Genomic DNA, 12,302 nt, shown 5'->3' with positions numbered 1-12,302 from the left:
GAGATGGGTGAAGTGTCTGGCCACAACGCGAGAGGTCGCTCATGAAGCAACTCGGAGAGATCCTGCTCGTCGAAGGCCTCGTGACCGAGGCGCAGCTGATGGCTGCCCTCGACGAGCAGAAGCTCCGCGGGCAGTCGCTCGGGCGCACCCTGGTCGAGATCGGGATCCTGACGGAGGGCCAGCTGGTCCGCGCGCTGGCCAGCCAGGTCGGCATGGACTTCATCGACCTCGACGAGTTCTCCGTGGATCGCCTCGCCGTCTCCCGGGTGCCCGCGTCGCTGTGCAAGCGTCACGTCGTGCTGCCCGTCGCGATCGAGAGCGGCGTCCTGGTTCTCGCGACCGCGAACCCCGGCAACGTGGTCGCGGTCGACGACGTTCGCTCGATGTCCGGCATGTCGGTGCGGACCGTGGTGGCCACGCACGAGAACCTCTCGCGCGCGATCGACCGATACTGTCGCGCCGACGACGAGATGGAGGGCCTCTCCTCGGCGTTCGAGGGCGAGAACGCTGCGGCCGAGGTCGAGCTCTCGCAGGTCGGCAGCTACGTCGAGGACGACGCGCCGATCGTGCGGTTCGTCAATCTGCTCGTCACCCAGGCCATCACCGACCGTGCGTCGGACATCCATATCGAGCCCGCCGAGAAGGACATGCGGATCCGGTACCGGATCGACGGCGTGCTGCACGAGACCCAGCGCGCGCCCAAGCAGATCCAGGGCGGCGTCATCTCCCGCGTCAAGATCATGAGCGACATCGACATCGCCGAACGACGCAAGCCGCAGGACGGTCGCATGTCCGTGGTCCACGAGGGGCGCAAGATCGACCTTCGCGTGGCCACCCTGCCCACGGTGTGGGGCGAGAAGATCGTCATGCGAATCCTCGACAACACCACGGCGAGCCTGGACCTGCGCGACCTGTCCTTCCTCGACGAGAACTACGAGCACTACCACGACTCGTTCACCAAGCCCTACGGCATGATCCTCGTGACGGGTCCCACCGGTTCCGGCAAGTCGACGACGTTGTACGCCACGCTCAACGCGGTCTCGCGGCCCGAGGTCAACGTCATCACCGTCGAGGACCCGGTCGAGTACCGGCTCGCAGGCATCAACCAGGTGCAGGTGAACCCCAAGGCCGGGCTCACCTTCGCAGGTGCCCTGCGCTCGATCCTGCGATCGGACCCCGACGTCGTCCTCGTCGGCGAGATCCGCGACCACGAGACCGCCCAGATCGCGATCGAGGCCGCCCTGACCGGTCACCTCGTGCTCTCGACCCTGCACACGAACGACGCTCCGAGCGCGATCACCCGCCTGATCGAGATGGGGATCGAACCCTTCCTCGTCGGGTCCGCGCTGGACTGCGTCGTTGCTCAGCGCCTCGCGCGCAAGCTGTGCGAGAAGTGCAAGGAGGCCTACGAGCCGACGGAGGTCGAGCTCATCGCGGCCCGCTTCCCGTGGTCCCCGGGGGAGGAGATCCCCAAGCTCATGCGCGCGGTCGGCTGCTCGACCTGCTCCAAGACCGGGTACCACGGTCGCATGGCGCTGCACGAGGTCATGCGGGTCACGGAGGCCATCGAGCGGCACGCGGTCTCGCACTCGTCGAGCGCCGACATCACCCGTACTGCGCGCGAGGAAGGGATGATCCCGCTCCGGGAGGACGGCTGGCGCAAGGTCGTCATGGGTCAGACCTCGATCGAAGAGATTCTCCGGGTCGTCAACTGATGACCGCCGGCGCCGTACCCGTTCTCCTCAAGACCACTGTGAAGTGGGCCGATAGGACGACGAGAAAGAGTTCGCACGAGAGCCGCGGCTGTGCCGCGGGCCGAACCAACAGGTAGGAGGCGGACCGTGAGCGTTCCGAGCACCCCGGGCGGACAGCCCAGGTCAGCGCCACAACCGGCGACGATGGCGAACGCCCGTGCGCGGGCTCCGCGCATCGGCATGAGCGCACAGGCGGAGGACGGCGATCTCGACCTCGATGCGGCGCTGGCCGCCATGGTGAAGACCGGAGCCTCCGACCTGCACCTCACGGTGCACTCCCCGCCGATGGTTCGCGTCGAGGGCGCACTGCGTGCGCTCGAGGGCTTCGACGAGCTCAAGCCCGAATCGCTGCAGCGGAGCCTGTACTCGATCCTCACCCAGCGTCAGCGGGAGACCTTCGAGGCTGAGCTGGAGTTCGACTTCGCGTACGCGCTGCGGGGGGTGGCCCGGTTCCGCGTCAACCTCTACCAGCAGCGCGACTCGGTCGGAGCGGCCTTCCGAGTGATCCCGTACGACATCAAGCCGCTCGGCGAGCTGGGGATGCCCCCGGTCGTCGGGACGTTCGCTGGCCTGCCGCGCGGGCTGGTGCTGGTGACCGGTCCGACTGGTTCGGGCAAGTCCACGACGCTCGCCTCGATCGTGGACCTGGCGAACCGCACCCGCACAGACCACATCATGACCGTCGAGGACCCGATCGAGTTCCTGCACCGGCACAAGAAGTCGCTGATCAACCAGCGCGAGGTCGGGACCGACACGCACTCGTTCGCGGCGGCGCTCAAGCACGTGCTGCGGCAGGACCCCGACATCATCCTGGTCGGCGAGATGCGCGACCTCGAGACGATCTCCGTCGCGCTGACGGCCGCCGAGACCGGGCACCTCGTGTTCGCCACCCTGCACACCCAGGATGCGGCCCAGACGATCGACCGCATCATCGACGTGTTCCCGAGCCACCAGCAGGCACAGGTTCGCACCCAGCTCGCCAGCGGCATCCAGGCCGTCGTCTGTCAGACCCTGTGCAAGCGCGCCGACGGGCCCGGGCGGGCAGTCGCCACCGAGGTCCTGATCGCCACTCCGGCCATCCGTAACCTCATCCGCGAGGGCAAGACCCACCAGATCTACTCCGCCATGCAGGCCGGCGCCCAGTTCGGGATGCACACCATGGACCAGCACCTGGCCGAGCTCGTGAAGTCGGGCAAGATCTCCTACGAGGCCGGCCTGGAGAAGTGCCAGCACATCGAGGACTTCAACCGCCTGACCGGTCGGTTCTCCGGCGGCTCCCAGGGAGCTGCCGGCATCGGCGGCGCCAACGCCTTCCCGGCACAGGTGTACTGATGGCCGAGACGTCGAAGACCTACGAGTACGCGGTCCGCAACCGCGCCGGCAAGCTCATCAAGGGGCGGCTCGAAGCGACCAACCAGTCGGCCGTCGCCAACCGCCTGCACACCATGGGCCTGGCGCCCATCTCGATCTCCGAGGTGCAGAACTCCGGCATGAGCCGCGAGATCAAGATCCCGGGGTTCGGCGACAAGGTCAAGCTCAAGGACCTGGCGATCATGGCGCGTCAGCTGGCGACCATGATCAACGCCGGGCTCTCGCTCATCCGGGCGCTCGGCATCCTGGCGGACCAGACGGAGAACAAGGCGCTCGCGAAGACGATCGGCCAGGTCCGGACCGACGTCGAGACGGGGTCGGCACTGTCGATCGCGCTCGGCAAGCGCCCGGCCGTCTTCCCGCCGATCATGGTCAACATGGTCCGGGCCGGCGAGGTCGGCGGGTTCCTGGACCAGGTGCTCGAGTCGATCGCCCAGAACTTCGAGTCCGAGGTCAAGCTGCGCGGCAAGATCAAGAGTGCCATGACCTACCCGGTGATGGTCTTCATCATGGCCATCCTTGCGACTGTCGGCATGCTGCTGTTCATCGTCCCGGTGTTCGCGGGGATGTTTGCCGGGCTGGGTGGGCAGCTTCCGCTGCCCACTCAGATCCTCGTGAACATGTCCGCGGTCATGAAGGTTGCCGCCATCCCGATGGCCATCGTCCTGGTGATCTTCAGCTCGTGGTGGGGCAAGAACAAGCACAAGCACTCGGTGCGCGAGAAGGTGGACCCGATCAAGCTCAAGGTGCCGATCTTCGGCACCCTGTTTCAAAAGATCGCCGTGTCGCGTTTCACGCGCAACTTCGGCACCATGATCCACGCCGGCGTGCCGATCTTGCAGGCGTTGGACATCGTCGGCGAGACCAGCGGCAACCTCGTTATCGAGAAGGCGGCCAAGGATGTGGGCGAGTCGGTGCGCCGCGGCGAGTCCCTGTCCGGGCCGCTGTCCAAGCACCCGGTGTTCCCCCCGATGGTCGTGCAGATGATGGCGGTCGGCGAGGACACCGGTGCGCTCGACACCATGCTCGAGAAGATCTCCGAGTTCTACGACCAGGAGGTCGAGGCGACCACGGAAGCTCTCACGTCGTTGATCGAACCGCTCATGATCGCGGTCATCGGCGTCATCATCGGATCGATGATCATTGCCATGTACATGCCGATCTTCAAGATCTTCGACCTGATCGGATGAGGCCGGACGGCCTCGTGTGACTTCGGCTATGACTGGTGACGCGCACTTTCGGGTGACGCTCCCACCAACGGCAAGCGAACGGTGATCGTGGCCTAGAACTCACCGCACCACCCCAGCAGTTGGCAGCCCCGGAGGAGACTCCGGGGCTGCTTTTGTGCGCTCATCTGCGGCTTGGCTCAGCTGCCCGACGGCGTCCCCCCGCTCGCATCAACCACGCGGCTCGAGAAGATTGGTCATATCATAATCTCTTTGACTCCGTGGCGATACGGCAACCGGGTGATAGTGAGATCAGTCACTCGCGGGACTCAAGTCAGTGAGTTCGTGACCGATGAGGTACTTGCAGGGGGTTAGCCGGTTTCGTTCGGCATGAATAGGACATCAATCGTCGGTTCAATCTCTTGGAGTGCACCATGTTTGCTCGGATCAGCAAGGCTCGGGACGAGAGAGAAAAGGGTTTCACCCTGATCGAACTCCTCGTCGTCATCATCATCATCGGCATCCTGGCCGCAATCGCCATCCCGGTGTTCCTCAACCAGCGCCAGAAGGGCTGGGACGCGGCGATCAAGTCTGACCTGAAGAACATGGCCACGGCTGAGGAGACGGTTCTCACCGACACTGGCGCTTATGCCGACCCCGACGTCGCCGCAGGACTTCTCCTTCTCACGAACGGTGGTTTCAAAGCATCTGCCGCCGCAAACTACGGTGCCGCGACTGCGATCACCGGAACACCCGTCGCAGGAACGAGTTACTGCCTGACGGCGCAGTCGGCCTCGACCAAGTTCTGGACCTACAAGAGTGACGCTGGCGGCCTCCAGCCCACGAGCACTGCGGCGCAGGGTTGCTGATCGCGCGAGTCTGCGCCACATGGCTGGAGCGGGCGGCACGTGAAGTTTCTTCCCGGCCGTCCGCCGCCAGCATCAACTGTTGTTCCTTTATTTGAACGGAGCACCTCATGTTGGCACGAATTCGGAAGTCGATCGATGAGAAAGAGGAAGGTTTCACTCTGATCGAACTTCTCGTCGTCATCATCATCATCGGCATTCTTGCCGCGATCGCAATCCCCGTCTTCTTGAACCAGCGGCAGAAGGGCTGGGATGCGGCAATCAAGTCTGACCTGAAGAACGCGGCAACGGCGGAGGAAACAGTCCTCACCGATGGTGGCGCGTACACAGATGTAATCGCGACGCTCCAGACTGCGGGGTTCAAGTACTCGGCTGCGGCCAACTACACGGCGCCAGCAGTGATCACCGCGACTTTCAAGGGGGGCGAGGGCTACTGCCTGCTGGCAACCTCGGCATCGGCCCAGGTTTGGGTCTACGACAGTCGGCTCGGTGGTCTGCAGCCGAAAACCACGGTGACGTGTCCGGCCTTCGTCTGATCTAGCGGATGTGCGGAACGCAAGATCGTGAGCGTTGGGACGGGGAGCTTCAGGCTTCCCGTCCCAGCGGGGGCTGAGGCCGCGGGCACCTGATGGGCGACGACGAGGGATCTGAGATGCATTCACTATTCGAGCGCACGCGGCACGAGGACGTTGGTTTCAGCCTGATCGAAGCAATCGTGGCACTGCTCATCGCGGGTGTGGTCTTCGGTGCGCTCGCGACGACCCTCGTCGCGTCGATGCAGGCGTCGCTCTTCGGCAGGCAGAACCAGCAGGCCACAGACTTCATGACCCGCGAGGTGGAACAGCTCCGAGCTCTGAGTTTCGGGGCGCTGTCGAATTCCGCGACGGACGTCGCAGCCGACCCGCGACTCGTCGCGTGTGGCAGCGCGCGCTGCCTCGTGGTTGACGGCGTGGCGGAGCCCGTAGTCACGGCGGTGGCCGGCACGATCGGCGTCGCCAAGGTGCTCAATGCCGCTGAGGCCAACCACACGACGTTCACCCTGTCGCGGTACGTCACCCAGATCGCCGATCAGCCTGTCGGGCAGGCCAAACGCGCCACGGTCTACATCACATGGCTGAACAAGGGCACGCTCAAGACCCGGACCATCTCGACCGTCATTGCCTATACCCAGGCGGGTCTGCCACTGCCCGTCTTCAAGCTCGAACTGCCTGTGCCGACCGTGACCATCAATCCCGATGCACGTGTGACCTTCGCGTTCACGTTGACGAACCAGGGTGCGCCAGACCGGTGGAACCTGGCCAGGACGGGATCGGCCGCCGGCTGGGTCTGGTACGCCGACTCTGACGGCAACGGGATGCTTGACCTGGCCCTCGACTCGCTTCTCACGGACACGACGTCCGACGGCGGCATCGACACGGGTCGCGTCGACCCGAGCACGACGTTCCGGTTCTTCCTGACCCGGGACACCCTGGCGAGCGAACCGCTGGCCACCACGACGACGACGATCACGGCGACCTCGTTCGGGCAGCCGCTCGCCGCCGGTGCCGCGAAGTCGGTCATCGGGACGACCATCGTGGCCGCGGTCGCCGTCGGGCCGACCGTCGGGCCGACCTCGACGCCCACGGCGACCCCGACCGCCACGCCGGCCCCGGAGACCACGTGCCCCGCGGCCGTGGTCGCACCGAACGCTCGGCGATCGGGCTACACGCAATTCACCTACGCGATGCACAGCACGGGCCTCGGTGACGTGGCGCTGCAGAGTCAGATGTACTTCGACACGACCACCGCGGACGAGAGCGTCCTCATGAAGTACTCGACGGACATCGACGCGGTGGCGACCGGGCGCGTTCTCGCACCGGCCGCTGCCACCTCGCCGGCATTCGCCACCGTGCTCGGGCTCTCGAATACGCGGTTGCTCGCCGACTGGGCTCTCCAGTACGGGAGCAGGACCACGGTGGAGGGAACGGGGGTCCTACGCTTGTGGGCCGCGCGCTCGGGCGCTGGCGCCGCGAATGTGACCGTCAAGGTCGTGCTGTATTCCGCGACCGGCAGCTCGAGCGGGTTGACTCGGACCAAGCTCGCGGAGGCCGAGGTGTCCCTCGGGACCCTGACGTGCGCTGGCTTCCAGGAGTTCTACGTCAAGCTCCCGGACGTGAACGCGATTGTCATCGCGAAGAACGCCTGGCTGGGCCTCCGGGTCGTCACCTGGGGCACGGACTCGGTCCGACTCGGCTATGACGTCCCGGCGTCGGCCGGGGTGCCCTTCCCCGCCTCGTTCACGATCGGGACGAAATGATCACGGGGCGGCGCCGACGGTCCTGGCGTCGGGCGGGAAGCGACGGCGGCGACCGCGGGGTGACGCTCATCGAGCTGCTGGTGACGATGATGCTCCTCGGAGTCGTGTCGTCCCTGGTGGTGTCGGCCGTCGCGCAGGCGGCGCAGATCGTGATCCACGCTGACGATGAGGAGAAGGGGTTGCAGGACGCCAAGGTGATCCTCGACCGGCTCGGGCGGGACGTCCGGGAATCCCGGGCGGCCGAGTGCGACGGTGGGCTAGCGGACCTCACGGACGCGACGAGCAGCGATCCCGCGTGCGCTGCACACCTGCAGTTGTGGATCGATGCGAACTCGGACTACATGCGACAGGCGAGCGAGGTCGTGACCTGGCGTTTGCAGACCAACCCGGACGGCGTCCACTTCGACGTCTGGCGGACCTCCGGTCTCGGCCTCGGTGCGACGTCACAGCGCCAGGCGTCCTCGCTGATCGTCGACATCGCTTTCACCTACACGAACGGGAGCGGCGTTGTCGGCACTGCCGCCGCTGGACGTGAGGTCGACCTGTTGATGAAGTACGACGCGATCGTCGGTGCCGGGGCGGCTCCGCGTTGGGTCGCGTTCAGTGCCCGACTGCGAAACAAGGGGTAGCGAGATGATTCGACGGGAATGCCGCGCGGTCCGGGCGAGGGCGAGAGCGACCGGGGATGACGGGGTCGGACTGATTCTCGTGATCGGCGTCTCCATCCTGATCTTCACCCTGGCGGCCACGGCGGTCGCCCTGGCCGTCAACGGGGTGTCTCAGAGCCGGCAACGCGCGGGGTACGAGCGGTCGCTCGCGCTCGCAGAGACGGGCATCGACCGGGTCTTGTCCGAGGTCCAGGGGGCGTACACCTCCTTCAATGCGGACTACCCGGCGCCAGGACCGGTCTCGCTCGTCGAGCCCAGCCCGTGGTGTGCCGGCACCGCCGTCAACTTCCCCTCGGCAGGGGAGGGTGCGGGCGGGATCTTCTCGACCGAGGCAGCCGAGCGGACCTGGGCGCGCACCAAGCTCGAAGGACTCATCGCGGCGGGGACCTGCATCCAGACCGGCGGGGGTGGCCAGTATGTGGTGCTCAAGCCGGTCTCCACGAGTTTCAAGTACGGCCGGGTGTACTCCCTGTCCGCCGTACCGACCTTCGCCGATCCGACCGCCCGGGCGCGGCTGGTGAAGTCGGAGTACATCTTCATGCCGTACCGCCCGTCGCACGCGATCCTGGCGGCTGGGCCTCTGGTCATCTCCTCGAGCACGACCGTCACCGCCGCGTACGGAGTCGACCCGACGGTTGCGAGTGTTCACTCGAACGCCACCATCACGGGAACGGGCAACCCCTCGGTGTCCGGCCTGGTGACCAGCACCGGCACCTCGACCTTCTCGTCAAACGGGTTCACCCTCAATCCGGGTGGCGCGGTCGCCCAGAAGCCGACCGAGGCGATCCCGCTGGTCAGTGCCCGGACCTTCTACACCCAGGCCGCGACGAACGACCCGGCGGCGGTCGTCGACTGGTATGACCTGTGTACGGACGGGTCGATGCGGAACTACGCCAGCACAGGCCCCTGCACCGGGACCTCGATCGGCACCGCGTCGTCGTCCCAGGAGGTCCGCGGCTGGAACTATGCCAGCCGTACGTGGACCGCGACGCGCAACACCCTGAGCGGCACCTACTACGCCTTCCAGAGCGACATCGTGGCAGGAAACGGCAACGGCACGTTCGCACGGTTGACGCTTGTCGCGGAGTCCGAGAGTTCCACCGTATGCGCCGCCAAGCGCTACGGAAACATCTCCTGGGACCACTTCACGATCACCAGCCCCGCGTACCACAACCTGTGGATGTTCGCGGATACCGACATCGTCACGACGTCCAACTTCAGCGCGGGGAGTTTTGGCCCGCCCGTGGTGAGCGGAATGTTCGTCGCCGGTGACCAGATTCAGATGGAGACCTCAAGCCAGGGGGCGGTCGGGTCGGTCGTGACCGCCAATCTGTGCACGACGCCGGCCGGTGGCGGGGGACTGGTGTCCACGTCCGAGGTGAAGAACCCGGCGGTCTACTTCGACCCCAACTCCGACGCGCCGTTCAGCAGCATCATCACGACGTCTCTCTGGCTCGACTACTCCGGCGGATGAGCGACCGGATGAGCGACCGGAGGAGGGGCTGAGGTGTCAGCGGCCGCAGTGCTGCTCGGGGGCTTCCTGGTGCTGCTCGGCCTCGCGGTCGGGTCGTTCCTCAACGTCGTGGTCTGGCGGGTCCCACGGCAACTGTCGATCGCGCACCCGCCTAGCGCCTGCCCGGTGTGCGGACACCCGATCCGTGCGCGGGACAACGTTCCCGTCGCGTCCTGGCTGCTGCTGGGCGGGCGGTGCCGCGACTGCCATGCGCCCATCTCCCGCCGGTACCCCCTCGTGGAGGCGGGCACGGCCGCGCTCTTCGTGCTCGTCCTCGTACGGTTCGGCGTGGGCTGGGAGCTGCCCGCGTACCTGTACCTCGCGGCGATCGCGGTGGCGCTTGCGCTGATCGACGTCGACGCGCACCGACTGCCGGACGCGATCGTGCTGCCGGCGTATCCCGTGTCGATCGTGCTGCTCTGTTTGGCGAGCTGGAACCCCGGCGGCGCCGCCGACTGGTCGGCCGTCGGTCGGGCCCTCGCCGGCGGCGCCACGCTCTTCGCGCTGTACTTCCTGCTGGTGGTGGTCTACCCGGCGGGGATGGGGTTCGGCGACGTCAAGCTCGCGGGCGTCCTCGGGCTCTATCTCGCCTGGATCGGCTGGGGTGCGCTCGTGATCGGCGCTTTCGGCGCGTTCGTCGTCGGCGGGGTTTTCTCCTTGCTCTTGCTTGCCACCCGAAAGGCGACCCGCAAATCTGGCATCCCGTTCGGACCGTGGATGCTCGCGGGTGCCGTCGTCGGAATCGCTGTCGGGGAAAGGGCCTGGTCGGCCTACCTTTCCCTGCTCACCTGAGGACCTTGCTCCGGGTGCGGTTGGGGGTCCGCCGAACCCTCAAGAACCACCCACACTTACCCGATAAGTCAGATGGAAGTCATCGAGAGGGGACAGCACTGTGGCGACATCGCAAGTGGTCGGGCTCGACATCGGCACGATGGGCGTGCGCGCCGTGGAGCTCGAATTCGCTGGTTCACATGGCACCACGCCGCCCAAGCTGGTCCGCTACGGACAGGTGCCGCTCCCCCTGGGAGCGGTGCGCGACGGAGAGGTCGCCGAGCCCGGGATCGTGTCGAGCGCACTGCGCCAGCTCTGGCAGGAGAACGGCTTCGGCACCAAGCAGGTCGTGATCGGCGTCGGGAACCAGCGCGTCGTCGTCCGCGAGCTCGACCTGCCCTGGATGCCGATGGCGCAGATCCGCGCGTCGCTGCCGTTCCAGGTCAAGGAGCTGCTGCCGATGGCGACGGACGAGGCCCTGCTGGACTACTACCCGACCGGTGAGCACGAGACCGACACAGGCCGCACGTTCCGCGGCATGCTCGTCGCGGCCCAGCGCGACACCGTCAACGCCAACGTGCTTGCTGTCGAGGGCGCCGGCCTGCAGGCGATGATGGTCGATCTGACCGGCTTCGCCCTGTTGCGCTCGGTGGTGCGCGGCGAGCTGCTCGACCAGGTCGTCGGACTCGTCGACGTCGGCGCGAGCATCACCAACGTTGTGATCGTCGACCACGGCGTGCCGCGCCTCGTGCGCACCCTGCCGTCCGGGGGGCTGAACGTCACGACCGCCGTCGCGAGCGCGCTCGGCATCGCGGCGTCGGAGGCCGAGCTCATCAAGCGCGAGATCGGCTTCGGTCACACCGTCGGACCCGAGCACGCTGCCGCGGCCGAGGCCATCAGCGGGGTGACCCAGACGCTGATCGAGTCCATCCGCAACACTTTTGTCTACTACTCGGGAAACAATCCCGGCGCCACGATCGACATCGCGGTCCTGACCGGGGGAGGGGCGCACCTGCCCGGCTTCGGGCAGTACGTGTCGAGCGCCAGCCGCCTGCCGGTAGCGCTCGGCGATCCGCTGGCGGGGCTTCGCGTCGCCAAGTCGTTCGACCGCGCGAGCCTGAACGGTCTCGAATCCCTCATTGCCGTGCCGGTCGGCCTGGCCTTTGGAGTTGCGGCATGACCACCACCGTCCCCCCGGGCCCGCAGATTCCCCAGATGGCCCCCGCCCCGCGGAACCGGAACACCACCGTCGGTCCGTTGCTCCCGCAGGTCAACCTGCTCCCACCCGAGGTGCGTGCGGCCCGCGGGCTCCGCAAGATCAAGCGATGGCTCGCCATCGGGCTCATCGTGGTCGTGCTGCTGTGCGCCGGGATGTTCGCCTACGGCAAGCTCCTCGTGTCCCAGGCGGCCGACGAGCTGGTCTCAGCACAGAAGGAGACCGCCGTGCTGGCAGCCTCGGAGGCGAAGTACGCCGAGGTCCCCCAGGTGCTGGCCGCGCTCGATGCCGTCAAGTCCGCGCGCATCCTGGGCATGTCGACCGAGGTGCAATGGAAGGTCTACTTCGACGCGATCACGGCCGTGCTGCCCGCGGGCGTGACCATCGAGTCGCTCACGGTCACCGGTGCCACTCCGATGACGGCGGCGTCCTTGCCCGCCGACCCGCTGCAGGCTCCGAGCGTCGGGATGATCACCTTCACGGGCAAGAGCGCGACCTTGCCCGACACCGGCGCCTGGTACACCGCGCTCAATTCGATCCCCGGCTTCGCGGACGCCTGGGTCTCCAACGCAGCCATCGGCTCGGACGACACCGGCGACTTCTACACCGTCGAGTCGAGCGTGCAGTTCTCTGAGCTGGCATTCGCCAACCGGTTCGTCGCCGTCGACGGGAGCAAATGAC

At 66.7% G+C, this 12,302-nt stretch carries 11 protein-coding genes; all 11 read left to right on the top strand.

Translation table 11 applies throughout. The features are described from left to right. Positions 1-41 precede the first annotated feature (41 nt). The 11 genes from VTA80_RS21250 (at position 42) to VTA80_RS21200 (ending at position 12,301) form a co-directional block, all read left to right on the top strand. Positions 42-1,715, top strand: a complete 1,674-nt coding sequence (locus VTA80_RS21250) for a GspE/PulE family protein (protein ID WP_407343048.1) — start codon at positions 42-44, stop codon at positions 1,713-1,715. A 219-nt stretch (positions 1,716-1,934) separates the two neighbouring features. After that, on the top strand, positions 1,935-3,086 hold the full coding sequence (locus VTA80_RS21245) for a type IV pilus twitching motility protein PilT (RefSeq protein ID WP_407345835.1): 1,152 nt from the start codon (positions 1,935-1,937) through the stop codon (positions 3,084-3,086). Further along, a complete protein-coding gene (locus VTA80_RS21240; RefSeq protein ID WP_407343047.1) occupies positions 3,086-4,315 on the top strand; it encodes a type II secretion system F family protein in 1,230 nt (409 codons plus the stop codon). The genes VTA80_RS21245 and VTA80_RS21240 overlap by 1 nt, the downstream gene beginning before the upstream one ends. 410 nt (positions 4,316-4,725) lie before the next feature. Next, positions 4,726-5,160, top strand: a complete 435-nt coding sequence (locus tag VTA80_RS21235; RefSeq protein ID WP_407343046.1) for a prepilin-type N-terminal cleavage/methylation domain-containing protein — start codon at positions 4,726-4,728, stop codon at positions 5,158-5,160. Between the two features lie 107 nt (positions 5,161-5,267). Beyond that, positions 5,268-5,693 carry a prepilin-type N-terminal cleavage/methylation domain-containing protein gene (locus tag VTA80_RS21230; protein WP_407343045.1) on the top strand — a complete coding sequence of 142 codons (426 nt, stop codon included), beginning with the start codon at positions 5,268-5,270 and terminating at the stop codon, positions 5,691-5,693. Positions 5,694-5,809: 116 nt separating this feature from the next. Continuing rightward, positions 5,810-7,453, top strand: a complete 1,644-nt coding sequence (locus VTA80_RS21225; RefSeq protein WP_407343044.1) for a hypothetical protein — start codon at positions 5,810-5,812, stop codon at positions 7,451-7,453. Between the two features lie 59 nt (positions 7,454-7,512). After that, positions 7,513-8,082 carry a hypothetical protein gene (locus VTA80_RS21220; RefSeq protein ID WP_407343043.1) on the top strand — a complete coding sequence of 190 codons (570 nt, stop codon included), beginning with the start codon at positions 7,513-7,515 and terminating at the stop codon, positions 8,080-8,082. Positions 8,083-8,161: 79 nt separating this feature from the next. Next, complete coding sequence (locus VTA80_RS21215) at positions 8,162-9,595, top strand: hypothetical protein (protein WP_407343042.1); 1,434 nt, start codon at positions 8,162-8,164, stop codon at positions 9,593-9,595. 33 nt (positions 9,596-9,628) lie between these two features. Beyond that, on the top strand, positions 9,629-10,426 hold the full coding sequence (locus tag VTA80_RS21210; RefSeq protein WP_407343041.1) for a prepilin peptidase: 798 nt from the start codon (positions 9,629-9,631) through the stop codon (positions 10,424-10,426). 100 nt (positions 10,427-10,526) lie between these two features. Next, positions 10,527-11,585, top strand: a complete 1,059-nt coding sequence (gene pilM, locus VTA80_RS21205; RefSeq protein WP_407343040.1) for a type IV pilus assembly protein PilM — start codon at positions 10,527-10,529, stop codon at positions 11,583-11,585. Further along, positions 11,582-12,301 (top strand): PilN domain-containing protein, encoded by a 720-nt coding sequence (locus tag VTA80_RS21200; protein ID WP_407343039.1) that lies wholly within the window; start codon positions 11,582-11,584, stop codon positions 12,299-12,301. Before pilM ends, VTA80_RS21200 begins: the two co-directional genes overlap by 4 nt. The last annotated feature ends 1 nt before the right edge of the window (position 12,302 follow it).

Origin of the sequence: Pengzhenrongella phosphoraccumulans, assembly GCF_045689905.1 — a bacterium.
GTDB lineage: Bacteria > Actinomycetota > Actinomycetes > Actinomycetales > Cellulomonadaceae > Pengzhenrongella > Pengzhenrongella phosphoraccumulans.
Note: the sequence above shows the minus strand (reverse complement) of the source record. Positions and strands in the feature narration are given on the sequence as shown.